Genomic DNA, 23,930 nt, shown 5'->3' on the forward strand with positions numbered 1-23,930 from the left:
CAAGGCGATAAACCTCAGGCAAAAAAAACGGCACCTGTAGGAGGTGCCGTTTTCATTTCACGCCATCTTACTTATGCAGCTCTTCGGCCGCATACAGCGTGTTTTCCAGCAGACATGCCCGGGTCATCGGCCCGACGCCACCCGGCACCGGCGTGATCCAGCCCGCGCGCGGCAGGGCTGTCTCGTAGACCACATCGCCGACCAGCTTGCCGTCGTCCTGGCGGTTGATGCCCACGTCGATGACGATGGCGCCTTCTTTGACCCACTCACCCTTGACCAGCCCCGGCTTGCCTGCAGCCACGACCACCAGGTCGGCCCGGCCGACGTGGCCGGCCAGGTCCTTGGTGAAGCGGTGGCAGACGGTCACGGTGCAACCGGCCAGCAGCAGTTCCATGGCCATGGGGCGGCCAACGATATTGGACGCGCCGACGATTACCGCATTCATGCCGTACAGGTCCTGACCGGTGCTTTCGAGCAGGGTCATGATGCCTTTTGGCGTGCACGGACGCAGCAGCGGGATGCGCTGGGCCAGGCGGCCGATGTTGTAGGGGTGGAAGCCATCGACATCCTTGTCCGGGCGAATGCGCTCCAGCAGCAGCGAGGCGTCAAGGTGTGCTGGCAGCGGCAGCTGCAGCAAGATACCGTCGACGGCCGGGTCATCATTGAGGCGGTCGATCAGATCGGTCAGGGTTTGCTGCGTGGTTTCGCTGGGCAGGTCGAACGCCTGGGAAATGAAGCCGACCTCTTCACAGTCCTTGCGCTTGTGCGAGACATAGACTTGGGAGGCGGGGTCGGTGCCGACCAGGATCACAGCCAGGCCCGGGGTGCGCAGGCCTTGCTGGCGACGCTCCACGACACGTTGAGCGATCTGCTGGCGCAGGCTGGCGGCGATCGCCTTGCCATCGATTAGGTGTGCAGTCATAGACGCGTGATTAACCATCGAGAAGGAAACAATAAAGAAGGCACATTCTCGCACGACACGACGCGAGGGCAAAGGCGGGTGGTCGGGCAAATCCCCTAACCCCTTAAATAATTTAAATTTTTTTGAGAAAGATGTTGACGACCTAGGAGCTCGGCTATAACATTCGCCGCACTTGTCGGGCACTGCCTAGCACTGGTTGGCAAAGTCGGGCAGAATGAGTGGTTTAGCGGTTCACTGCTAAAGCATCGTTCGGTTAGGCTGATCGCTTATGCGCCCGTAGCTCAGCTGGATAGAGCATCCGCCTTCTAAGCGGATGGTCGCAGGTTCGAGTCCTGCCGGGTGCGCCATCAGGCAGCTTAGGCAAGCAAGTAGATGTACCGCAATATGGTGGGCGTAGCTCAGTTGGTAGAGCGCCGGATTGTGATTCCGGTTGTCGTGGGTTCGATTCCCATCGTCCACCCCATATTCTGCAGAGGCGCCTTGATAGTATCTGGCGCCTTTGTTTTAAGCGTTACGCGGACGTGGTGAAATTGGTAGACACACTGGATTTAGGTTCCAGCGGCGCAAGCTGTAAGAGTTCGAGTCTCTTCGTCCGCACCATGCTTCTGTAAAGTTGTACCGCAACACCGCAATATGGTGGGCGTAGCTCAGTTGGTAGAGCGCCGGATTGTGATTCCGGTTGTCGTGGGTTCGATTCCCATCGTCCACCCCATATTTTTCGAAGGCGCCTTGATCGTGAGATCGGGCGCCTTTGTTTTTTTGTGCTGCGAAAAAGCCGCTGATTGCGGCTTTTTTTGTGTTTGCTGCGAGGTGTAGAGTGGAAGGTTTGCGGGGCTCTTGAGGTCGAGCGCCGCCCGCGCGGCGCATCGCGAGCAAGTCGGGGCGCCGCGCGGGCGGCGCTCGATCTCAAAGGCGCTACAGGGCTCAAATCGAATACTTCACACTCCCGCCCCTTGCAATCCTCTGGTGACACCCCAATAAAAGCTGATAGATTTCAGCCGGTTGAAACACCGGCCCCACGGTCGGCAGAGGAAAAACGCCATGATTGCAAAAGAAGCCCGTCAGGCCCTGGCGCTGCAGCGCTTCGCCGAAGCCAATCCGCAATTGCTCGAAGAAATCCGCGAGCTGGATGCGCGTGAGCAAGCCCAGCAGATCGAATGGGCATTCGAAGATGCGGCGCAGGAGCAGGGTGTCGAGCCTTGGGAGCTGGCGCTGCAACTGATTGCCGAAAGCCCCGAGCAGCTACAGGCCATGCGCCTGGAGACGCAGCGCGAGGTTGCCGAGGCCCTGGGTATGTCGTGGGAAGAGTACTGCCAGTTCAACGAGATCGACCCTCAATAAAGGAGGCGATTTTGTAGGCTGCAGTTGTTTGACAAGTTATTACGGCTGCGCGTCGCCAGCGGTGGCGCGCAGCCTCAATTGAAAGGGGCTCGGCGCTAAGCCGTGCGGGCCTTGCAAGTTAATCGACCGGCGTGGTTTCCCGTCGTCCCGAGTGGGGTGACTTCTGCTGCGCGACTCACTAGAATGCTTGCCCTTGATTCTGGAGTCGGGCTAACGCCGGCTAACGTCTGTGCAACGAGGAATATCCATGCAAGTTTCTGTTGAAAACACTTCCGCTCTCGAGCGCCGCATGACCATCGCCGTCCCGGCCGAGCGCGTCGAGACCGAAGTCAACAAGCGTCTGCAACAGACTGCCCGTCGCGCCAAGGTTGCAGGCTTCCGTCCTGGCAAGGTGCCGATGAGCGTGATCCGTCAGCGTTTCGAAGCTGACGCTCGCCAGGAAGTGTTCGGTGATCTGGTCCAGTCTTCGTTCTACGAAGCTGTGGTCGAGCAGAAGCTGAACCCGGCCGGCGCTCCAGCCGTCGAGCCGAAGTCCTTCGAGAAAGGCAAGGACCTGGAATTCGTCGCTATCTTCGAAGTGTTCCCAGAGTTCACCGTTGCCGGCCTTGAGTCGATCAACGTCGAGCGCCTGAGCGCCGAAGTGGCTGATGCCGACCTGGACAAGATGCTGGAAGTCCTGCGCAAGCAGAACACCCGCTTCGAAGAAGTTGACCGCGCTGCGCAGAACGACGACCAGGTCAACATCGACTTCGTCGGCAAGGTCGACGGTGAAGTGTTCGCTGGCGGTTCGGCCAAGGGCACTCCGCTGGTACTGGGCTCCGGCCGCATGATCCCGGGCTTCGAAGAAGGCCTGGTAGGCGCCAAGGCTGGCGAAGAGCGCGTTGTCAGCGTGACCTTCCCAGAGGACTATCAGAACCTGGACCTGGCCGGCAAGGCCGCCGAGTTCACTATCACCGTCAACAGTGTTTCGGCACCTGTGCTGCCTGAGCTGAACGAAGCCTTCTTCGCTCAGTTCGGTATCAAGGAATCGACCCTGGAAGGTTTCCGCGCCGAAGTTCGCAAGAACATGGAGCGTGAGCTGCGTCAGGCGATCAAGGCCAAGGTCAAGAACCAGGTCATGGACGGTCTGCTGGCCGCCAACCCGATCGAAGTGCCAAAAGCCCTGCTGGAAAACGAAGTCAACCGTCTGCGCGTGCAGGCTGTTCAGCAGTTCGGTGGCAACATCAAGCCTGAGCAACTGCCAGCCGAGCTGTTCGAAGAGCAAGCCAAGCGCCGTGTGGTCCTGGGCCTGATCGTCGCTGAGGTGGTCAAGCAGTTCGAACTGAAGCCGGACGAAGGCAAGGTTCGTGAAATGATCGAAGAAATGGCTTCTGCCTACCAAGAGCCAGAGCAGGTCATCTCCTGGTACTACAAGAACGACCAGCAACTGAACGAAGTCCGTTCGGTTGTGCTGGAAGAGCAAGTTGTAGATACTGTTCTGCAGAAAGCGACTGTGACCGACAAGTCGGTCTCGTACGAAGAAGCCGTAAAGCCAGCTGAGGCACCTGCCGAAGCCGAGTAATACGCTACTCTCGTAGGAAACCCCCACAAGCCAGCCTTCGCGCTGGCTTGTGCGTATTCAAGCCATGACTATTTGGGAGTGAGCGCAGGACATGTCCCGCAATTCTTATATTCAGCAGAGCTCTGACATCCAGGCCGCAGGCGGCCTGGTCCCGATGGTTATCGAGCAGTCCGCCCGTGGCGAACGCGCCTACGACATCTACTCGCGCCTGTTGAAGGAGCGAGTGATTTTCCTGGTGGGTCCTGTAGAAGACTACATGGCCAACCTCGTCGTAGCGCAGATGCTGTTCCTCGAAGCGGAAAACCCGGACAAGGATATCCATCTGTACATCAACTCGCCGGGTGGCTCGGTCACCGCTGGCATGTCGATCTACGACACCATGCAGTTCATCAAGCCGGACGTTTCGACCATCTGCATCGGCCAGGCCTGCAGCATGGGCGCCTTCCTGTTGACCGCCGGTGCCAAGGGCAAGCGTCACTGCCTGCCGAACTCGCGCGTCATGATTCACCAGCCGCTCGGCGGCTTCCAGGGCCAGGCTACCGACATCCAGATCCACGCCCAGGAAATCCTCAGTATCAAGGCGCGTCTCAACGAGTTGCTGGCCTACCACACCGGCCAGGACCTCGAGACCATCCAGCGTGATACTGAGCGTGACAACTTCATGAGCGCCTCGCGCGCGGCCGAGTACGGCCTCATCGACTCGGTATACGACAAGCGGCAACTGGCCTCCTGATCCCAGGGGCCAGAGCAGGTAGGTGCCGAAAGCGCCTACCTGCGGACTTGAAAAAGCCCGCAATTGCCTTCATCTTGTGTTGCAAGCCTACCGGATTGGATCGATCGAATGACTGACACCCGTAACGGCGAGGACAGCGGCAAATTGCTCTATTGCTCCTTCTGCGGCAAAAGCCAGCACGAAGTGCGCAAATTGATTGCCGGGCCCTCGGTATTTATCTGCGACGAGTGCGTCGACCTGTGCAATGACATCATCCGTGAGGAGGTGCAGGAAGCCCAGGCCGAGAGCAGCGCGCACAAATTGCCTTCGCCGAAAGAAATCAGCGGCATCCTGGACCAGTACGTGATTGGTCAGGAGCGCGCGAAGAAGGTGCTGGCCGTAGCGGTGTACAACCACTACAAGCGCCTTAACCAGCGTGACAAGAAGGGCGACGAAGTCGAACTTGGCAAGAGCAACATCCTGCTCATCGGGCCTACTGGCTCGGGCAAGACCCTGCTCGCCGAAACCCTTGCGCGTCTGCTGAACGTACCGTTCACCATTGCCGATGCCACCACCCTGACCGAAGCCGGTTATGTGGGTGAGGACGTCGAGAACATCATTCAAAAGCTGCTGCAAAAGTGCGACTACGACGTGGAAAAAGCCCAGATGGGCATTGTCTACATCGACGAGATCGACAAGATTTCGCGCAAGTCGGACAACCCGTCCATCACCCGTGACGTCTCGGGCGAAGGCGTGCAGCAGGCGCTGTTGAAACTGATCGAAGGCACCGTTGCTTCGGTTCCACCGCAAGGTGGGCGCAAGCACCCGCAACAGGAATTCCTGCAGGTTGATACCCGCAACATCCTGTTCATTTGCGGTGGCGCGTTCTCTGGCCTGGAAAAGGTCATCCAGAACCGCTCCACCAAGGGTGGCATCGGTTTCAGCGCGGAAGTACGCAGCAAGGAAGAAGGCAAGAAAGTTGGCGAGTCCTTGCGTGAAGTCGAGCCGGACGATCTGGTCAAGTTTGGCCTGATCCCTGAATTCGTTGGCCGTCTGCCAGTACTGGCGACGCTCGATGAGCTGGATGAGGCTGCTTTGATGCAGATCCTCACCGAGCCGAAGAACGCGCTGACCAAGCAGTATGCCAAGCTGTTCGAGATGGAAAGCGTTGACCTCGAGTTCCGCAGCGATGCACTCAAGGCCGTTGCTCGCAAGGCGTTGGAGCGCAAGACCGGCGCCCGTGGCCTGCGTTCGATCCTCGAAGGCGTGCTGCTCGACACCATGTACGAGATCCCTTCGCAGAAGGATGTCAGCAAGGTGGTGATCGATGAGAGTGTCATCGAGGGTACTTCGCAGCCGCTGATGATCTACGAGAACAGCGAGCCGCAAGCCAAGGCCGCACCTGACGCCTGATTCAGGTGAACGTCAGTTGTTGGTTGCAAGCAAGAAAGGGGCCTACGGGCCCCTTTCTGCTTTTCCTGCGCAAGCGCTTGTAATTTCCCAGGCGTGCCCCCACATTAGGTCCAAGCATCATTTCCACCGGTTTCCGGCCATAAAGGCCGCTGTTAGAGGCGAAATCATGAAGACCACCCTCGACTTGCCTCTTTTGCCATTGCGCGATGTCGTTGTTTACCCGCACATGGTCATCCCGCTGTTTGTGGGGCGCGAAAAATCCATTGAAGCCCTAGAGGCCGCGATGACGGGCGAGAAGCAGATTCTGCTGCTGGCCCAGAAAAACCCGGCCGATGACGATCCAGGCGAAGATGCCCTGTACCGCGTCGGCACCGTTGCCACCGTACTGCAATTGCTCAAGCTGCCCGATGGCACCGTCAAGGTGTTGGTCGAAGGCGAGCAGCGTGGCGCGGTAGAGCGCTTCACGGAAGTGGAAGGGCACATCCGTGCCGAAGTCTCCCTGATCGACGAAGTCGACGCCGCCGAGCGCGAGTCTGAGGTCTTCGTGCGCACGTTGCTGTCGCAGTTCGAACAGTACGTGCAACTGGGCAAAAAAGTCCCTGCCGAAGTGCTGTCCTCGTTGAACAGCATCGAAGAGCCTGGCCGCCTGGTCGATACCATGGCCGCGCACATGGCGCTGAAGATCGAACAGAAGCAGGAAATCCTCGAGATCGTCGACCTGGCGACCCGCGTCGAGCACGTGCTGGCGCTGCTGGATGCCGAGATCGACCTGTTGCAGGTCGAGAAGCGCATCCGTGGTCGGGTCAAGAAACAAATGGAGCGCAGCCAGCGCGAGTACTACCTGAATGAGCAGATGAAGGCCATTCAGAAGGAGCTCGGTGATGGCGACGAAGGCCACAACGAAGTCGAAGAGCTGAAAAAGCGCATCGAAGCGGCTGGCCTGCCCAAAGATGCCCTGACCAAAGCCCAGGCCGAGCTGAACAAGCTCAAGCAGATGTCGCCGATGTCGGCCGAGGCCACGGTGGTTCGCTCTTACCTCGACTGGCTTGTGCAGGTGCCGTGGAAGGCCCAGAGCAAGGTGCGCCTGGACCTGGCCAAGGCTGAAGAAATCCTCGATGCCGACCACTATGGCCTCGAAGAGGTCAAGGAACGTATCCTCGAATACCTTGCCGTGCAAAAGCGCGTCAAGAAAATCCGCGGCCCGGTGCTGTGCCTGGTTGGCCCGCCTGGCGTGGGCAAGACCTCGCTGGCCGAGTCGATCGCTGCCGCCACCAACCGCAAGTTCGTACGCATGGCCTTGGGCGGCGTGCGTGACGAGGCCGAGATCCGTGGCCATCGTCGCACCTACATTGGCTCCATGCCGGGTCGTCTGATTCAGAAGATGACCAAGGTAGGGGTGCGTAACCCGCTGTTCCTGCTCGACGAAATCGACAAGATGGGCAGCGACATGCGTGGCGACCCTGCCTCCGCATTGCTCGAGGTGCTCGACCCCGAGCAGAACCACAACTTCAACGACCACTACCTGGAAGTCGATTACGACCTCTCGGATGTGATGTTCCTGTGCACCTCGAACTCGATGAACATCCCGCCGGCACTGCTGGACCGGATGGAAGTCATCCGTCTGCCGGGCTACACCGAAGACGAGAAGATCAACATCGCGGTCAAGTACCTGGTGCCAAAGCAGGTCAAGGCCAACGGTTTGAAGAAGGAAGAGCTCGAGATCGACGTCTCGGCGATCCGCGACATCATCCGCTACTACACCCGCGAAGCCGGTGTGCGGGGCCTGGAGCGGCAGATTGCCAAGGTCTGCCGCAAGGTGGTCAAGGAACATACCGGGCAGAAGCAGGTCAAGGTCAAGGTGGCCAGCGAGCAGCTCGAACACCTGTTGGGCGTGCGCAAGTTCCGCTACGGCCTTGCCGAGCAGCAGGACCAGATCGGCCAGGTGACCGGCTTGGCATGGACCCAGGTGGGTGGCGAACTGCTGACCATCGAGGCTGTGGTCATTCCCGGCAAGGGCCAACTGATCAAGACCGGCTCTCTGGGCGATGTCATGGTCGAGTCGATCACTGCCGCGCAGACCGTGGTGCGCAGCCGCGCCCGCAGCCTGGGCATTGCAGCCGACTTCCATGAGAAGCACGATGTGCACATCCACATGCCAGAAGGTGCCACGCCCAAGGATGGCCCGAGTGCCGGCGTTGGCATGTGCACTGCGCTGGTTTCGGCGCTGACGCAGATTCCGGTGCGTGCCGACGTGGCCATGACCGGTGAAATCACCCTGCGTGGCCAGGTGTTGGCCATTGGCGGTTTGAAGGAAAAACTGCTGGCGGCACACCGTGGCGGCATCAAGACGGTGATCATTCCCGAGGAGAATGTTCGCGATCTGAAGGAGATTCCGGAAAATATCAAACAGGATCTTCAGATCAAACCGGTCAAATGGATTGACGAAGTCCTGCAAATTGCGCTGCAATACGCCCCGGAGCCCTTGCCAGATGTGGCTCCGGAGATTGTCGCGAAGGATGAGAAGCGCGACAGCGATGCTAAGGAAAGAATCAGCACGCATTAGTAGTTTTTGGCTGGGGGGCTTTCCTTGACAGTTTTTTCGGGGCCTTGCTATAAAGCGGCACGCTATTGTTATCAGGCCACCCAGCGCTCGTTTCATACGCTTTTCATTACATACTTAGAAACAAACTCAATAGAGAAATAAGGGGACTTAGAGTGAACAAGTCGGAACTGATTGACGCTATCGCCGCTTCTGCAGACATCCCGAAAGCTGTAGCCGGCCGCGCGCTGGACGCAGTAATTGACTCCGTGACCGGTGCCCTGAAAGCAGGTGACGACGTGGTACTGGTAGGTTTCGGTACCTTCTCGGTCAAGGATCGCGCCGAGCGCACCGGCCGCAACCCGCAAACTGGTAAGGCAATCAAGATTGAAGCTGCCAAGGTTCCAGGCTTCAAGGCTGGCAAAGGCCTGAAAGACGCCGTCAACTAAGTCGTCTCTTTCAGCCGGACCCGGCCTGGCCAGGTCCGAGCACGTGAGGCGGGTCGCAAACGTTCCCGCCTGACACGTTTGCTAAGAAAAGGCGCATCCTCGGATGCGCCTTTCTTTTATCAGGATTCTACCCACGCTCCGCGGTTGTCGACGCAGTGGTACAGCCGTTTCTGGGGGACGCATGCTGCAAAATATCAGGGACAATTCACAAGGTTGGATTGCCAAGACCATCATCGGCCTTATCGTCGTGTTGATGGCGTTGACCGGTTTCGAGGCCATTTTCCAGGCAGCCAGCCATAGCCAGGACGCCGCCAAGGTGAACGGCCAGACCATCAGCCAGAACGAGCTGAGCCAGGCGGCCGACATGCAGCGCCGCCAGCTGGTGCAACAGTTGGGCAAGGATTTTGACCCTGCGCTGCTGGATGACAAGCTGCTGCGAGATGAGGCGCTCAAGGGCCTGGTCACGCGCAAGCTGCTGTTGCAAGGTGCCGAAGATGCCAAGTTCGCCTTCTCCGAGGCCGCGCTGGATGAAGTGATCCTGCAGACTCCGGAGTTCCAGGTTGACGGCAAGTTCAACGCCGATCGTTTCGACCAGGTCATTCGCCAGATGGGCTACGGCCGCCTGCAATTCCGCGACATGCTCGCCGAAGAAATGCTCATCGGCCAGCTGCGCACCGGCCTTGCCGGCAGCAGCTTCGTCACTGACAAGCAGGTCGAAGCGTTCGCCCGTCTGGAGAAGCAGACCCGTGATTTCGCCTCCCTGACCTTCAAGGCCGATCCGGCCGCGGTGAACGTCAGCGATGACGAGGTCAAGGCGCACTACGACAAGCATGCCAAGGAGTTCATGTCGCCTGACCAGGTGGTGATCGACTACATCGAGCTGAAGAAGTCGGTGTTCTTCGACCAGGTCAAGGTTAGCGACGACGAGCTCAAGGCCCAGTACGAGAAAGAGATCGCCAACCTCGCCGAGCAGCGCCATGCCGCGCACATTCTCATCGAGGTCAACGACAAGGTCACCGACGCCCAGGCCAAAGCCCGTGCCGAAGAGATCGAGCAGCGCCTGGCCAAGGGTGAAGACTTCGCCGCACTGGCCAAGGAGTTCTCCCAGGACCCAGGTTCGGCCAACAGCGGTGGTGACCTCGGCTTCGCCGGCCCAGGCGTGTACGACCCGGCCTTCGAGGATGCGTTGTACCAGCTGAAGGATGGCCAGGTATCGGCCCCGGTTCGCACCGAGTTCGGTTATCACCTGATCAAGCTGCTGGGTGTTGAAGCGCCGGAAGTGCCAAGCTTCGCCAGCCTCAAGGACAAGCTCACCCGTGACCTGAAGATCCCGCTGGTCGAACAGCGCTACGTCGACGCCAGCAAGCAGCTGCAGGATGCGGCCTACGAGGCGTCTGACCTGGGTCAGCCAGCACAGGACCTGAACCTGAAGGTGCAAACCTCAGCAGCGTTCGGTCGTGAGGGCGGCGAAGGCATCACTGCCAACCGTGCGGTGGTTCAGGCGGCGTTCTCCGAGGAAGTGCTGGAGGAGGGTGCCAACAGCACCGCCATCGAGCTCGATCCGGAAACCACCGTCGTGCTGCGCGTCAAGGAGCACCGCAAGCCGGAGCAACTGCCGCTGGAAGCGGTGGCCAAGACCATCAGCGAACACCTGGCCAAAGAGAAGGCGACTGCCGAGCTCAAGACCAAGGCGGACAAGCTGATTGCCGGCCTGCGTGATGGCTCCATCGCCGCTGACAGCGTCCATGAAGGCCAGGGCTGGAAAGCCTATGAGGCGGTGACCCGTGGTGAGGACGGTATCGACCCGGCCGAGCTGCAGGCCGTGTTCCGCCTGGGCAAGCCGCAAGCCAAGGACAAGCCGGTGTACGGCAGTGTGGTCCTGGGCGATGGCAGCCTGGTCGTCTTGCAGCTTAAAGGTGTCAACGAAGGCGCCGCCGCCACCGATGAAGAGAAGCAGCAAATCCGCCGCTACCTCGCTTCGCGTGCTGGCCAGCAGGACTTCGCTGCCTATCGCAAGCAGTTGGAAGCCAATGCTGATATCACCCGTTACTGAGTGATCGTTGCATGACAAGACAGGCCGCGTAATGCGGCCTGTCTTGTTTCTGGCCCTTTGTAGGAGCGGCCTCCTAACGCTTCGCCCCTTCATAGTTGTCCAGCGTATCCCGCGCAATCTCCCGCCCCAGGGCAATCAGTTCTGGTGCCTTGTAGAACTCGAAAAACCGGCAAACCCGCTTGGGCACGTTGATCAGCACGTCGGGTGGATACCCTGCGATCTTGTACTGCGCCAACGAGGTCTGCATGACCTCGAAGCTCTGGTTGATCAGGTCCAGCAGTGAGGCAGGCCCGACGTTGTCGATGATGAATGAGCCGGTGGCTGACTTGGGCGCACCTTCGCGTTCGGGCGCCGCCGCCGGCTGCTGGCCTTCCGGGTCTGCGGTGCCCGCCAGCCAAGGGCTGGGCGGCGCCAGCCCTTCGGCAACGATCTCCTGTTCGATACGTATCAGTTCTTCTGCAGGCTTGCGCCGGAAGGGCAGGCGTGAACCCAGGGAGCTGAGCAGCGCATCGAAGCGCATCTTGAAGGCTGCCGGGCGTTCGATCACGGGCAAGTGGTACTGCTTCTGGTTGGTGGCGTTGAGGTTGACGGCGATGATCAGGTCGCAGTGGCTGGACACCACCGGCACAATCGGCAGCGGGTTGAGAATGCCGCCATCGACCAGCATGCGGTTGCCCTGCATCACCGGCGTGAACAGGCTGGGGATTGCCGCCGAAGCCCGCATGGCCTGGTGCAGGCAGCCCTCCTGAAACCAGATTTCCTGCTGGTTGGTAAGGTCGGTGGCCACTGCGGTGTAAGGGATACGCAACTGCTCGATATTGATTTCGCCGACGATCTTGCGGATCTGGCCGAATACCTTGTCACCACGGATTGCACCGAGGCGAAAGCTGACGTCCACCAGGCGCAGCACATCCAGGTAGTCGAGGCTTTCGATCCAGTTGCGATACTCCTCAAGCTTGCCAGCAGCGTAGATGCCGCCAATCACCGCCCCCATGGAGCAGCCGGCGATGCAGGCGATGTCGTAACCGCGCCGCTCTATTTCTTCGATCACACCGATGTGCGCATACCCTCTTGCACCACCCGATCCCAGTACCAGCGCCACGCGTTTGCTCATGATTTTCCCTCGGCCTGTGCAACCATGGTTTAACAATGCACCCATTGCTGCCTGTGCTTCAATGTAGACCGCGCTGATCTACGCTAAGCAAAGCCCCGCGCGGGCACTTTTTGATTGCCTGTGCGTCGAACAGCCACTCTTTTCACTTTGAGGAATTACCGATGAAAGCCTGGATCTACCTTCCACTGATTGCCCTGGCCCTGGCTGGCTGTGCGGGCAAGACGGCCTACCGTGACAGCTGCGCGACCCAGCTGGATGCCGCCTGGAAGGAGCTCGACCTGGCCAAGGCCGAAGGTTTTGCCGGTACTGTGAGTTATTCGAAGGCCTTGTCGCTGCTGACCGGCGCCAAGACCCAACAGCAGTTCGAAGGTTTTGAAGGCTGTACCAAAAAGGCCGAGAAGGCGCGTTTCTACATTCGTGAGTCGCGCGCTGGCCGCTGACCGAGGAGCGTTCCATGTCTGCCATGCTCGATCATGTGGTGTCACAGATTCTGGCCTTGCAGGTGCGCCTGCTGGCCTGCCGCGAGCGCCTTGCCGCCGACACCGACAGCGAGGCACTGCACGACCTGCGCATCGCTGTACGGCGCTTGCGCAGCCTGCTGCGGCCGCTGCAAGGGTTACCGGGTGTCGAGCAACTGGAGGACGCCGCCAAGGCCCTGGGCACGTTGACAACGCCGTTACGTGACCGTGAAGTGCTGGCGGCCGAGTTGCTCGGGCGGGGCATGACCGAGGCGGGGCTGCAACGGCTGGCGGGGCGTGGCAAGGCCTTTGCCAGTGTGGCAGGCAGCGCGCAACTGACCCGTCTGCTGGTGATCGTGGATGCGTTCCCGTTGTTCCTGCGCGCCGCTGATCGCGAGGGCCTGGTCGATGCGCTGGACAAGCGCATCGACAAGCGCCTGGACAAGCAATGGCGCAAGCTGCGCAAGGCGCTGGCTGACCCTGCCCATGATCGGCATCGGCTGCGGTTGTTGATCAAGCGTGCACGCTATGGCGATGAGGCCTATCCGCAACTTGAGCATGCCGGAAAAAAACTGCAAGGCTTGTTGAAAAAGGCTCAGGGTGATCTGGGTACGTGGCATGACCGTCTGCAATGGTTGCTGCAGGCCCGCGAGCATGCCGAGCTGGCCGCATGCACACTCGACTGGGAGCAGCAGCTGCATGAGGCCGAAGGCAAATCCGATGTCACGCTGGATGCCTTGCAGGCAGCGTTGAAGCAGCGATAGCCCGGCAAATGACCGATTCAGGGCCTGATCGGTGCGCACTGGCTGGTTAGTATGATTCGATGCAGGGCGCGTGAACGGCGTGCCCCGGATCGACACGGTGCAGGAGCCCCCTTGCCATGAATTTCACCCAATTGCTCGACGCCGTTCGAGCCAATCCTCAATCGGTTTCGGTGCCTGCTTCGTGGGCCCAGGGCCGCGCAGCCTTCGGTGGATTGATGGCCGCCATGGTCTACGAGGCGATGCGCCTGAAACTGGCCGATGACCGCCCGGTGCGTTCCTTGGCCATCAGCTTCGTCGCTCCTGCGGCGGCGGATGTGCCTATTCGTTTCGAAGTCGAAGTGCTGCGTGAGGGCAAGGCAGTCAGTACCTTGCTCGGCCGTGCGGTGCAGGACGGGCAGGTCGTAACGCTGGTGCAGGGCAATTTCGGTGCTGGCCGCCCCTCGGTGGTGGACGTCCCGGCGCAGCCTGCTTTCGCCATGAAACCGTTGGCGCAAGCCGGCCCTGAGCTTCCCTATATCAAAGGGCTGACACCGGAGTTCATGCGCCATATAGCCCTGCGTTGGGCCGTGGGTGGGCTGCCGTTCAGTGGCAACGATTCACGGCATATGGGCGGTTGGGTGAGGCTGCGGGACATCGCTGACGAGCCGCTGAACGTGTCTCACCTGCTGGCCCTGGTCGACGCCTGGCCGCCTAGCCTGTTGCCTTACCTGAAGCAACCGGCAGCGGGTAGTACGCTGACCTGGACCATCGAATTCATCCAGCCAACGCCCACGCTCTCGACACTGGACTGGTGCCGCTATTGCGTCGAGACCGAGCACGCGCGTGATGGTTATGGGCATGCCGCAGCGGCCCTGTGGTCGGCAGAAGGCGAGCTACTGGCGTTGAGCCGGCAGACGGTCACGGTTTTTGCGTAGCCCACAAGCCGGTGACAGTGTTCAGTGGCGGTGCTTGTGCCGTTCGCGCCAGGCGCGCCACCAAGCGCCGCTCAGCACAAAGCGTGGGAAGGTGATGAACTGTTCGGTCAGCAAGCGCTGCACAGCGTCCTTGCGGTTGGCGAACGGCTCGGGTTGCTCGGCCTCCAGGCGATGCCCCTGGCGCTGCAGGCCCAGGCCTGCAATCACGCAAATGACGCCCACGGCAATCTGACCCAGGTCCAGGGCGAACAGGCCGGACAGCATCAGCAGCGCGCCGAGAACGAACAGCGGCACGGCGATCAAGTGCAGCACCAGGTTGGCCGGGTGGCGATGATTATGGTGATAGCCACGCCATTGCCAGGCGGGCAGGTTGGGCAGGCGTTTGCTCATGGGCAGTTCCTCTCGGTCATGCCCAAAGCTTAGTGCGGCCCCCGGGAGGAGGCCAATCGAGGCTGGCTATCGTGACGGGTAATGCTGACTATAGCTTGAGCTGGCCAATCGCCTTGTTCAGCTCGCCGGCCAGGGTCGCCAGTTCGTTGCTGGTGGTGGCCGAACCAACGGTCTGTTGCACGGTGTGTTCGGTGACATCGCGGATGCTGACCACGGCCCGGTTCATTTCTTCGGCCACCTGGCTCTGTTGCTCGGCCGCCACGGCGATCTGGGTGTTGCTTTCGCGCATCTGCGCGACCGCACCGGTAATCTCGGCCAGCGCCTCGCCAGCGGCCTGGGCCTGCCTGACGCAATCGTCGGCTTTGTACGAGCTCTCCTGCATGAACTCAACCGCATCGCGGGTGCCGGATTGAAGCGCAGAGACCATGGTGGTGATCTCGTCAGTGGAGGTCTGCACGCGCTTTGCCAGGTTGCGTACCTCGTCGGCGACCACCGCGAAGCCACGGCCAAGATCACCGGCACGGGCTGCCTCGATGGCAGCATTGAGTGCCAGCAAGTTGGTTTGTTCGGCAATGCTGTGAATCACCCCGACCACGCCATTGATTTTCTGGCTGTCCTCGGCCAGTTGGCGAATCATCTCGGCGGTCTGTTGCACGCCGCTGGACAGCCCGGAAATCGAATCTTGAACGCGGCTGACCACCTCCTGGCCACTGCCAGCGAGGGTATCTGCGGTCTGCGACAGATCGCGAGTGGCACCGGCATGCTGGGCGATGTGGTGCACAGTGGCGGACATCTCGTTGATGGCGGTGGCGGCCTGGTCGGTCTCGCTCTGCTGGCCGAGCATGCCGTGGCGTACGTCGTTCATGCTCGCCGCCAGGCGCGCGGCGCCGGAGTCGAGTTGCGCGGCGGTGAGGGCCACGGTGCTGACCACGCGGTGGTAGGTGGCCTGCATGGCGTTGAAGGCGCCCGCCATCTGGCCGACTTCGTCGCCACACGCCAGGGGGACGCGCGCCGACAAATCGCCGGTCTTCTCCACGTGCAGCATGACGTCTTTGAGGGTGTTGAGCTGGCTGAGCAGAAAGCGGATCAGCAACTGCGAGGCGCCGAGCATGGCCAGCATCAGTATCAGCACACAGACGGCATAGTTGGTGAAGCGGTCGATGAACACCTGACGCACGCTCGGTGACTGGGCCAGCACGGCCACCTGCTGGTCGCCGTTGTGCAGCACCTGGGCGCCGCGCAGCGGGTTATCGCCCAGCAGCCATGCGGCGGGCAGATCGACCCAGCCCTGGGCGTTGCGCAGGGCTTCGAGCGGTTCGCCGGCAAAGCTTGGTGTCTGGCCGGGCAACCAGCTGATGACATTGGCTTGCCGGGGCAGTGCTTGCCCGGCGGGCCAGGCTGACAACAACTGGGCCTGTGCCGCGGCCTGGGCTTGAGCGGCGTCCGCGCGGGCGCGCTGCTCAAGATGCACGGCGTAGAGCACCAGCAAGAGGGTCGTGACAAAGGCCACCGCATTGACGGCCCAAAATTTGTACTTCAGGGAAACATTGCTAAGCCAGGCACCCATGGGCAGGTCTTCTCTGAGTTGAGCGGAAACAATATTGGCAAGGTGCCATCATTGTGCCTGCTCACGCTAGAAGCCCTTTTGATGTGTATCAAGAAAAATCAGAGCATGGAGCGGCTTGGCCAAGCCGAAAGAATGCCCGTGCCGCTGCGGTTGTATGGGCTGCCGTGTGTTCCACGGACTCGCCTCGGTGTAGCGCCACCTCCCTTAGCACCTGGGGCAGAAACGCCGGCTCGTTACGGCCGTTTTTCGGCTTGGGCCTCAGGCTGCGCGGCAGCAGGTACGGCGCATCGCTCTCCAGCATCAGGCGTCCCTCAGGGATGTTGCCGACCAGGGGGTGCAGGTGCGTGCCACGGCGTTCGTCACAAATCCAGCCGGTAATGCCAATGTGCAGGTCCAGGTCCAGATACGCGAACAGTGCTTCGCGTTCGCCGGTAAAGCAATGCACCACGGCGCCGGTCAAGTGGTCCCGATAATCCTTGAGGATGGCCAGCAATCGCTCGCTGGCGTCGCGTTCGTGCAGAAACACCGGCAAGCCCAGTTCGGCTGCCAGCGCCAGTTGGGCCTCCAGGGCCTTTTCCTGTAGTGGGCGAGGGGAGAAGTCACGGTTGAAGTCCAGGCCGCACTCACCGACTGCACGCACGCGTTGCTCATTCAGCAACTGACGCAGTTGTCGCTCGCTGCCGGCGTCCCAAGACTTGGCATCGTGGGGGTGTACGCCAGCGGTGGCGAACAGGTGTTCGGCGGCCGCGTCCAACTGCTGGCACAGCTCCAGTGCCTGCTCGCTGACCGCAAGGCTGGTACCGGTCAGGATCATCTGTGCCACGCCGGCTTCGATGGCGCGCTCGACGATGGCGGCCTGTTGGTCGTGGAAACTGCTGTTGGTCAGGTTGACGCCGATATCGATCAGTTGCATGGTGCTACCTCGTGCCGCGGGCCGGCCAGCATAACAAAATCCGCGTTTTTCGGAAAAAACCAAGAACTTCATGCTGTTGCTGTGGTCTTCTGCCGTCATTTATCACCAGGCGGCCATGCCACATGAGCGCCGCCCACCGACCTCGGACACGTTTTCGCATGCTGCGATACCTGCTGACCTTCCTGCTGATGCTTGGGCTGACCTCTGCCGGTGCCGCCCACGCACGCCTGCCAGGGCCGCAGCAGAATATCCCGCCCAGCAAGTTGCGTGACCTGCAGCAGATTCGTGCGAGCAAAGTGTTGCGGGTGTTGGTCAATCAAAGCCGCAACAGCTCTGGCGAGGTCAAGGGCGAGCCCGTCGGCATCGAATACTACCGCCTGCGTGCGCTTGAGCATTACCTGAATGCGCGCGCCGCTGACGGGCAGCAGATCCAGCTGAAACTCATCCCTCGGGCCAAGGAGCAGTTGCTCGGTGCCTTGCAGCGCGGCGAGGGTGATCTGGCTGCGCCAGGCGAACTGCTCGACCCTGTGGTGGTGCGGGGCGTCAGCAGCAGCGCGCCGGTGCTGGACCAGGTGCCGTTGTTGCTGGTCGGGCGCAAAGGCGAGCGCAGCTTCAGCCATGTCGAGCAGTTGTCCGGCCGTACAGTGGCCCTGACCAGCGCCAGTGCTGCGGGCCCTTTGATCCAGCAGGTGAACCAGCAGCTGGCACTGCGCAAGCGTGCGCCGATCAAGGTGGAGTGGGTGGACTCCACCCTGGCAGTGGAGGATGTGCTGGAGATGGTCCAGGCCGGCATCTACCACCTGACGGTGGTAGAGCGCCCGATTGCCCAGCGATGGGCCAGGGTCATGCCGCGTCTGCGCCTGGACACGCGTGTGCACCTGGGTGCGCCGCAAGCCATGCGCTGGTATGTGGGGCGCGACGCGCCGCAGTTGCTGGCCACCGTCGATCGCTTTCTTCAGGGCTATCGCGCGCCAGATAACCAGGATGCCGCGTTCGAGCGTATCTACCGCCGCCAGTACCGTGTGCACAACCCCTTGGCCAGCAAGGATCGCCAGCGCCTGAGTGCGGTGCGTGCGGTACTGCAGAAGCATGGCCAGGCTCAGCAGATCGACTGGCTCAATCTGGCCGCGCTGGGCTTCAAGGAATCGACACTCAACCCTTCGGCACGCGGCACCGGTGGTGCCCATGGCCTGATGCAGATCACGCCATCGGCCGCCCAGCGGGTAGGGGTGAGCAATACCGCCACGGTTGACGGCAATGTCCAGGCCAGTGCCCGCTACCTGGCGTTGATCCGGCGCAAGTTCTTCGCCAGCCCCCAGATCAACGAGCGAGAGCGCATGGCGTTCGTGCTGGCGGCCTACAACCTGGGGCCCGAGCGCGTCCAGGCCATGCGTGCCGAAGCGCGCCGGCGTGGGCTCAACGGCAACCAGTGGTTCTTCCAGACCGAGCGCATTGCGATGGAGCAGGTGGGCATGGGGCCGGTCAATTTCGTTAACAGTGTCAACAAGTACTTCCTGGCGTTCAATCGTGAACGTGCGGTGCTGGAGCGGGTAGCCAAGCGCTGATAAATCGATTTTATCGATTGTTATCTTGGGTTTTTTGCGATTTTCATATTCATTCAATTGATTATTATGGCGCCCATTCCAACACATCTTCCCGCTTTCAAGGACGCCTCAACATGAACACCACCACCCTCAACGCAGTAATCGCTACCCGTGCAGGCGCTGGCCTCAGCGTGATCCGTATCCTGGTCGGCCTCATCTTCATGGCGCATGGCGCGCAGAAGCTGTTCGGCCTGTTTGGCGGCTATGGCCTGGAGGGCACCGGCCAGTGGATGGAAAGCATCGGGCTGGCACCGGGTTACCTGATGGCCTTGCTGTCCGGCAGTGCCGAGTTCTTCGGCGGACTGGCCCTGGTGATCGGACTGCTGGCTCGCCCGGCCGCCCTGGCACTGTCGGTGACCTTGGTGGTGGCGATCTTCTCGGTGCACATCGGCAATGGCCTGTTCATGTCCAACAATGGCTATGAGTTTGCCTTGGCCCTGCTGGCCGGCACCCTGGCCGTGATGATCGAAGGTGCGGGCCGCTTCTCCCTCGACCGCCTGATCGCCCGCTGACAAGCGCTTGGCCTCAAGCTGCAACGTGCAGCTTGAGGCTTGAATCTTTGCGCGTGTAGCTCTAGCATACCGACTGCGCCGATTTAAACAGCTACTTGCGGGGCGCAGGAGAGGCCCCTCCAGGTCATCCGAAATACCGCTAAAGCGCTGGTTCGGTGACGCCTCCCACCGCTGCCCAGCGGGATTCGCGAGGCGGAGAGAAGCACCATGAGTTGCCCACGTAGCCCACGTACTAGTGTCTGCTTAAGCCCGTTGCCTGCCAGCCAGGCTTCACGCACACCGCGCATCCTGCTCGGTGGCCAGCATCAGCCCACCCTTTTGCGTCATCTCGAAGGCCTTTCACGTCGCAAGGGCCAGGCGCGTGCCTTTCTTATTCAGTTCACCGAAGCCTGCTGCCATCTCGCGCAGTACGGCAACGACCGTTTCGATCTGGCAGTGATCCAGGCCCCGGCCTCGGCCGAGGCTGCTGAAGTCATTGGCCACCTCACCCGCATCGCTCGTCAAGGCCTGATTACCCGCCGCTGAGGCGAACGCTATTGTGCGCAACCCATGTGCTTTTCAGTATCGGCCATCGCTGCAGTCTGCGGCTTGACGTGGCGGTGGCTGGTTTGGAGGCGTTTCAGGGTTTTGAGAATCGGGGGGTGTCTTCCACCGCACTGTATTCAATTGCGGTGATTTCCCAAAAGGCATCGCCCGTTGGCGTACGTACCACAATCTCATCCCCTACTGCCTTGCCAATGCACGCACGTGCCATGGGTGAGTCGATAGAAATAAAATCGTTTCTATCGTAAATTTCATCGCCGCCTACAATGCGGAATTTCTTGCTCTCATCTGCCTCGTTGACAATAGTTACCCAGGCCCCAAAGAAAATCTTACCTTCTTGAGTGGGGGAGTAAGGCACGACACGAAGGTCTTCGATCCGCTTGCGGAGGTACCGTACACGGCGATCTATTTCCCTTAGCCTTTTTTTGTTGTACTGATAGTCCGCATTTTCACTTCGGTCGCCCAAAGACGCCGCCCAGGTTACTTTTCTAGTAATCTCCGGTCGCTCTTCACGCCACAGCCAATCCAGCTCATCTTTCAAGGATTGATAGCCAGCTTCAGTAATCAGATTAGTAGCCATGCTTTGCCTGTTATCGATTCAATGTCTGGTCACAATGCACGGGCTTGCGCCATGCGCAGCGTCAGGAAGATCATTTACCCCTCACAGCTTTGCCAGCAGTTGCTGAAGTTTTTGTGTGGCATCACGCCCTGAGTAGGCGCGGCTCAGCAAATCGGTGGACATCGATTTGTACATGTCTACCGCTTGAGCCGAGGAGGTCACGCTGGCAATGCCCACATGGAGATTAGGCAGTTCGCCTAGGCGGTAGGGACTGACCGCCACGTAGCGCGTGGTGGGCTGTTCGAAGATCTGGAATGTGGCGCTGGGCAGTGCTTCATCGATCAGATAAATATTTGGATGATCGCTGTTCGAATCCACAACACTGATCAGGTTCTCGATTTCTCGTCGTGCCAGCAGCGCTCGCTCCATTCGCACGCTAGGCGGCAAATCCAAACGGCCTACCAAACCAATGTGCAGATAGCGTTCGATCTGGCGCAAGCTGACGATGGACTTTACTTGGAATTTTTGTCGGGAAAAGGTGGATTTCCGTTCGTCGAGAATACTCAGTATCTGGTCCTCCATTGCCGCTTGCGCAGCACTGAAACCCTGAGGCCTGGCTTCGTAGAGCATCGTTTTGAACAGCTCAGAATACCCCGGCGTTGTCAGCAGGTACGAGAACGGGTCGAAGTAGGAGATGATACTGCTGGACCTGGCTTCAAGCTGCCGCATGCGCTCGAAGTACCCCAACGCATTGTCGAAGTATTCCGTGTCAGAGCCAAGCAGGCTGGTTAGCGACACTTTCAACAGTTCTGCCAAGCGTTCCAGCGTTTCGAGCTTTACGATTTTGCCGAGCTCAAGACGGTAGACGGCGGCACGCGAGATGCCGAGCTTCTCTGCGACCTGATCGGCGTTCAGCTGGCGGCCTATTCGAAATGCCCGAAGACGCTCGCCGATCGCTTCGTAATCAATCTGGTTCACTGAGAATCCTTATCATTTTTGGGTGAGTGCGCGTGTCCGACCAGATCGGCTTGACGAAGCCATGCTGCAAGTGTATCAATATTTAGACAGGCAAGGTTGTTCGTCTAAAAAATACAAAAAAGGCCGGCTCATGTCTACCCAACCCACTTCGCGCCGTTCTGCGGGTATGTGTCATAGAACCCAGCTCGCACCCTGTTGTAGCACTTCCTTGCCTGATTGCTTGGCTTTGGTCATTGAACCTTACAGCTAGGCAACATTCTTCTGCCCATTCGTAACCCAACAACCTGATTGGAGCTTCGGTAATGAAGACCAGCATCGGCGTGCCCGTGTTCGCGTTTTTTTTGACCCCCGTTGTCATGGCAGGCCAACCCCCAGCCTTCAGCGACACCTTCATCGGATATCGCTACAGCAGCCATTTCTCAGACCCTGGCAAGAAGAAGGACGTGGCGAAGCACATTGCCCAGCTCACCCATGTCAGCACCTACGCATTGGGCCAGCAATTTGCGAACCTGGACGTGTTCAAGTCGGATCACAATGACCCCAAAAAGGACAGCGACAGTGGCGCCACCGAGATCTATCTGACCTACCGCAATCAACTGCAGTACGGCCGGATTTTCGATAAACCTCTAGCCTTCGGCCCGGTTAGGGATGTTGCGTTGACCATGGGGTTGGATTGGAACACCAAGAACAACGCGTTCCAGTCGCGCAAGCGAATGGTGGTGATCGGTCCAACGCTCAAGTTCGCACTGCCGGCGGGTTTTCTCGACCTCAGCCTTTACTACGCACGGGAATGGAACCACTGCGGCCTCGACATCTGTGACTTACCTGGCAACCACTCATCGATGCTGTTCGATCCGTTCTATCAGTTGAACCTGACGTGGGGTGTCCCGTTTGCGGTCGGCAGCGTGCCGATGAAATTCCAGGGCTTTTACAGCTACAACACCGAGAAAGGTGATGACTACCGGAACAACCCCACCGCTGATGAGCAACTGATGCGTACGTCCTTGATGATCGATGCAGGACAGCTGGTCGGGGCACGGAAAAACGTGTTCTGGATCGGGCCAGGATACGAATACTGGCGTAACAAGTTCGGCAATCGAAAGGGGGAGGGTATCGATGTGGACGCGCTTTCCATCAACCTAGAATGGCACCTTTAATGCTTATATCGCTTTGGTATGACTGAATAATCTAAATATTTAGACAGCCTCACGCACTAGCTGTACCCTGAAGAAAGCCCTTTGAAGGACCGGCAGGCGTAGTCCCTGGCGATCAAAGGCGCTGGGGCGTCTAAAAAACAATACAAAAAACAAGAGGTAGGCACGATGGCTTCGTCTGACAAGGTTCAAAAAAAGGATGCGTCACCGCACAAAGCGTTGATTGCGAGCGTGACGGGTTATGCCATGGACGGCTTCGACTTACTGATTCTCGGATTCATGCTGCCTGCGATCACCATCGGCCTTGCGCTGACCTCATCGGAGGCGGGCTCGCTGGTGACCTGGACGTTGCTGGGAGCGGTGGCAGGTGGACTGATTTTCGGCCAACTGAGCGATCGCTACGGCCGGGTTCGAATGCTGACCTTGTGTATCCTTACCTTTTCTATTTTCACCGGTCTCTGTGCGGTCGCCCAAGGCTATTGGGACTTGTTGATTTATAGAACCCTCGCAGGTTTCGGATTGGGAGGTGAATTCGGCATTGGCATGGCGCTGATTGCTGAGACCTGGCCAGCTCACCGGCGCAACCGAGCGTCTTCGTACGTGGGCATGGGATGGCAAGCGGGTGTTCTTGCCGCTGCTCTTCTCACCCCATTGCTTCTGCCCTATATCGGCTGGCGTGGCATGTTCCTGGTCGGCTTGCTGCCTGCTTTCGTTTCGCTCATTGTCCGCCACACCATGAGTGAGCCGGCTGAGTTCGTGAAGGCTGCGGCTGATCCTGTTCCTTTTGCCCGGCGATTCACTGACCTGTTCAAAGATCGGCAGACCACCAAGGCCAGTATCGGGGTGATGGTACTGACTTCGGTACAGAACTTTGGCTACTACGGCCTGATGATCTGGATGCCCAGCTACCTGTCCAAAAAATTCGGCTTCTCGCTCATGGCGTCTGGTACCTGGACTGCAGTAACGGTGGTGGGCATGGCATTTGGGATCTGGTTGTTTGGTCAGCTGGCGGACCGCTTCGGCCGCAAAAAGATGTTCCTCCTTTACCAAGCCGGTGCAGCCTTAATGGTCATCGCCTATGCAAACCTTGATAACCCGACGGTGATGCTGTTCGCCGGCGCACTCATGGGGGTTTTCGTAAACGGCATGATCGGCGGCTATGGCGCTTTGATTTCAGACCTCTACCCGGCGCAGATTCGGGCCACAGCGCAGAACGTACTCTTTAACATTGGACGGGCCGCAGGCGGCTTCGGTCCTCTGGTGGTGGGGGCTGTAGCGCTCCATTACTCGTTCTCTGCCGCGATCATGCTGCTCTCGTCGCTTTACGTTGTGGCGATGGCCGCTACGGTCTTTCTGCTTCCTGCCTGTCAAAGCGAACAGCTGAAAAAGCCTCAGCCGGCTTAACTATCGAAGCCGACTATCAGGATGGCTTGTCTTATTTGTATCAAAAATTAGACATGGCGGTTTGGC

Annotated in this window: 22 protein-coding genes and 4 tRNA genes; 19 read left to right on the top strand and 7 right to left on the bottom strand. The window is 59.6% G+C overall.

Translation table 11 applies throughout. From position 1 onward, the window contains the following. Positions 1 to 67 precede the first annotated feature (67 nt). Positions 68 to 922: a bifunctional methylenetetrahydrofolate dehydrogenase/methenyltetrahydrofolate cyclohydrolase FolD gene (gene folD, locus OGV19_RS06185; RefSeq protein WP_264312572.1), complete on the bottom strand. Its 855-nt coding sequence runs from the start codon at positions 920 to 922 to the stop codon at positions 68 to 70. A gap of 270 nt (positions 923 to 1,192) precedes the next feature. Here folD and OGV19_RS06190 point away from each other — a divergent pair. From OGV19_RS06190 to OGV19_RS06240, 11 genes are all read left to right on the top strand, one after another. Then, a tRNA-Arg gene (locus tag OGV19_RS06190) sits at positions 1,193 to 1,269 on the top strand. A 40-nt stretch (positions 1,270 to 1,309) separates the two neighbouring features. Then, positions 1,310 to 1,385: transfer RNA gene (locus OGV19_RS06195), tRNA-His, on the top strand. A gap of 52 nt (positions 1,386 to 1,437) precedes the next feature. Continuing rightward, positions 1,438 to 1,522: transfer RNA gene (locus OGV19_RS06200), tRNA-Leu, on the top strand. Positions 1,523 to 1,558: 36 nt separating this feature from the next. Next, positions 1,559 to 1,634 (top strand) — tRNA-His (locus tag OGV19_RS06205). A gap of 329 nt (positions 1,635 to 1,963) precedes the next feature. After that, positions 1,964 to 2,263: a DUF6388 family protein gene (locus OGV19_RS06210; RefSeq protein ID WP_264312573.1), complete on the top strand. Its 300-nt coding sequence runs from the start codon at positions 1,964 to 1,966 to the stop codon at positions 2,261 to 2,263. Positions 2,264 to 2,510: 247 nt separating this feature from the next. Next, positions 2,511 to 3,824, top strand: coding sequence for a trigger factor (gene tig, locus OGV19_RS06215; protein ID WP_264312574.1), 1,314 nt, complete (start codon positions 2,511 to 2,513; stop codon positions 3,822 to 3,824). A gap of 91 nt (positions 3,825 to 3,915) precedes the next feature. Next, positions 3,916 to 4,557, top strand: coding sequence for an ATP-dependent Clp endopeptidase proteolytic subunit ClpP (gene clpP / locus OGV19_RS06220; protein WP_012271562.1), 642 nt, complete (start codon positions 3,916 to 3,918; stop codon positions 4,555 to 4,557). Between the two features lie 108 nt (positions 4,558 to 4,665). Then, positions 4,666 to 5,949 (top strand): ATP-dependent Clp protease ATP-binding subunit ClpX, encoded by a 1,284-nt coding sequence (gene clpX, locus OGV19_RS06225; protein ID WP_033699106.1) that lies wholly within the window; start codon positions 4,666 to 4,668, stop codon positions 5,947 to 5,949. 166 nt (positions 5,950 to 6,115) lie between these two features. Continuing rightward, positions 6,116 to 8,512 (top strand): endopeptidase La, encoded by a 2,397-nt coding sequence (gene lon, locus OGV19_RS06230; protein ID WP_264312575.1) that lies wholly within the window; start codon positions 6,116 to 6,118, stop codon positions 8,510 to 8,512. A gap of 152 nt (positions 8,513 to 8,664) precedes the next feature. Further along, the gene (locus tag OGV19_RS06235; protein WP_172220696.1) at positions 8,665 to 8,937 is read left to right on the top strand and encodes an HU family DNA-binding protein; all 273 of its coding nucleotides are present in this window, start codon (positions 8,665 to 8,667) and stop codon (positions 8,935 to 8,937) included. Between the two features lie 181 nt (positions 8,938 to 9,118). Continuing rightward, on the top strand, positions 9,119 to 10,990 hold the full coding sequence (locus OGV19_RS06240; protein WP_264312576.1) for a SurA N-terminal domain-containing protein: 1,872 nt from the start codon (positions 9,119 to 9,121) through the stop codon (positions 10,988 to 10,990). A 73-nt stretch (positions 10,991 to 11,063) separates the two neighbouring features. On the opposite strand, the gene OGV19_RS06245 is transcribed toward OGV19_RS06240, so the two are convergent. Beyond that, positions 11,064 to 12,104: a patatin-like phospholipase family protein gene (locus OGV19_RS06245; RefSeq protein ID WP_264312577.1), complete on the bottom strand. Its 1,041-nt coding sequence runs from the start codon at positions 12,102 to 12,104 to the stop codon at positions 11,064 to 11,066. Positions 12,105 to 12,265: 161 nt separating this feature from the next. Here OGV19_RS06245 and OGV19_RS06250 point away from each other — a divergent pair, with 161 nt between their 5' ends. The 3 genes from OGV19_RS06250 (at position 12,266) to OGV19_RS06260 (ending at position 14,240) form a co-directional block, all read left to right on the top strand. After that, positions 12,266 to 12,544: a hypothetical protein gene (locus OGV19_RS06250; RefSeq protein WP_264312578.1), complete on the top strand. Its 279-nt coding sequence runs from the start codon at positions 12,266 to 12,268 to the stop codon at positions 12,542 to 12,544. 14 nt (positions 12,545 to 12,558) lie between these two features. Then, positions 12,559 to 13,326 (top strand): CHAD domain-containing protein, encoded by a 768-nt coding sequence (locus OGV19_RS06255; RefSeq protein WP_264312579.1) that lies wholly within the window; start codon positions 12,559 to 12,561, stop codon positions 13,324 to 13,326. 116 nt (positions 13,327 to 13,442) lie between these two features. Further along, the gene (locus OGV19_RS06260) at positions 13,443 to 14,240 is read left to right on the top strand and encodes an acyl-CoA thioesterase (protein ID WP_264312580.1); all 798 of its coding nucleotides are present in this window, start codon (positions 13,443 to 13,445) and stop codon (positions 14,238 to 14,240) included. 21 nt (positions 14,241 to 14,261) lie between these two features. On the opposite strand, the gene OGV19_RS06265 is transcribed toward OGV19_RS06260, so the two are convergent. The 3 genes from OGV19_RS06265 to OGV19_RS06275 form a co-directional block, all read right to left on the bottom strand. Continuing rightward, positions 14,262 to 14,630, bottom strand: a complete 369-nt coding sequence (locus tag OGV19_RS06265) for an Mpo1-like protein (protein WP_264312581.1) — start codon at positions 14,628 to 14,630, stop codon at positions 14,262 to 14,264. Between the two features lie 88 nt (positions 14,631 to 14,718). Then, positions 14,719 to 16,197, bottom strand: coding sequence for a methyl-accepting chemotaxis protein (locus OGV19_RS06270; protein ID WP_264312582.1), 1,479 nt, complete (start codon positions 16,195 to 16,197; stop codon positions 14,719 to 14,721). An 88-nt stretch (positions 16,198 to 16,285) separates the two neighbouring features. Beyond that, the gene (locus tag OGV19_RS06275) at positions 16,286 to 17,110 is read right to left on the bottom strand and encodes a TatD family hydrolase (protein ID WP_264312583.1); all 825 of its coding nucleotides are present in this window, start codon (positions 17,108 to 17,110) and stop codon (positions 16,286 to 16,288) included. A 158-nt stretch (positions 17,111 to 17,268) separates the two neighbouring features. On the opposite strand from OGV19_RS06275, the gene OGV19_RS06280 reads away from it, so the two are divergent. The 3 genes from OGV19_RS06280 to OGV19_RS06290 all read left to right on the top strand — a co-directional run bounded on the left by OGV19_RS06280 (position 17,269) and on the right by OGV19_RS06290 (position 19,751). Beyond that, positions 17,269 to 18,675: an MltF family protein gene (locus OGV19_RS06280; RefSeq protein ID WP_264312584.1), complete on the top strand. Its 1,407-nt coding sequence runs from the start codon at positions 17,269 to 17,271 to the stop codon at positions 18,673 to 18,675. A 113-nt stretch (positions 18,676 to 18,788) separates the two neighbouring features. After that, positions 18,789 to 19,226 carry a DoxX family protein gene (locus OGV19_RS06285; RefSeq protein ID WP_264312585.1) on the top strand — a complete coding sequence of 146 codons (438 nt, stop codon included), beginning with the start codon at positions 18,789 to 18,791 and terminating at the stop codon, positions 19,224 to 19,226. Positions 19,227 to 19,433: 207 nt separating this feature from the next. Beyond that, complete coding sequence (locus OGV19_RS06290) at positions 19,434 to 19,751, top strand: hypothetical protein (RefSeq protein ID WP_264312586.1); 318 nt, start codon at positions 19,434 to 19,436, stop codon at positions 19,749 to 19,751. A gap of 94 nt (positions 19,752 to 19,845) precedes the next feature. Here OGV19_RS06290 and greB read toward each other — a convergent pair whose 3' ends face one another. Together greB and OGV19_RS06300 are read right to left on the bottom strand one after the other, a co-directional pair. Continuing rightward, entirely contained in the window at positions 19,846 to 20,349 is a 504-nt protein-coding gene (gene greB / locus OGV19_RS06295; protein WP_264312587.1) for a transcription elongation factor GreB, read from the bottom strand. Positions 20,350 to 20,430: 81 nt separating this feature from the next. After that, the gene (locus tag OGV19_RS06300; RefSeq protein WP_264312588.1) at positions 20,431 to 21,306 is read right to left on the bottom strand and encodes a helix-turn-helix domain-containing protein; all 876 of its coding nucleotides are present in this window, start codon (positions 21,304 to 21,306) and stop codon (positions 20,431 to 20,433) included. A 302-nt stretch (positions 21,307 to 21,608) separates the two neighbouring features. Here OGV19_RS06300 and OGV19_RS06305 point away from each other — a divergent pair, with 302 nt between their 5' ends. After that, the gene (locus OGV19_RS06305) at positions 21,609 to 22,463 is read left to right on the top strand and encodes a hypothetical protein (RefSeq protein ID WP_264312589.1); all 855 of its coding nucleotides are present in this window, start codon (positions 21,609 to 21,611) and stop codon (positions 22,461 to 22,463) included. A 165-nt stretch (positions 22,464 to 22,628) separates the two neighbouring features. Next, positions 22,629 to 23,864: an MFS transporter gene (locus OGV19_RS06310; RefSeq protein ID WP_264312590.1), complete on the top strand. Its 1,236-nt coding sequence runs from the start codon at positions 22,629 to 22,631 to the stop codon at positions 23,862 to 23,864. The last annotated feature ends 66 nt before the right edge of the window (positions 23,865 to 23,930 follow it).

The sequence above is a fragment of the Pseudomonas putida genome, from assembly GCF_025905425.1.
Taxonomy (GTDB): domain Bacteria; phylum Pseudomonadota; class Gammaproteobacteria; order Pseudomonadales; family Pseudomonadaceae; genus Aquipseudomonas; species Aquipseudomonas putida_AF.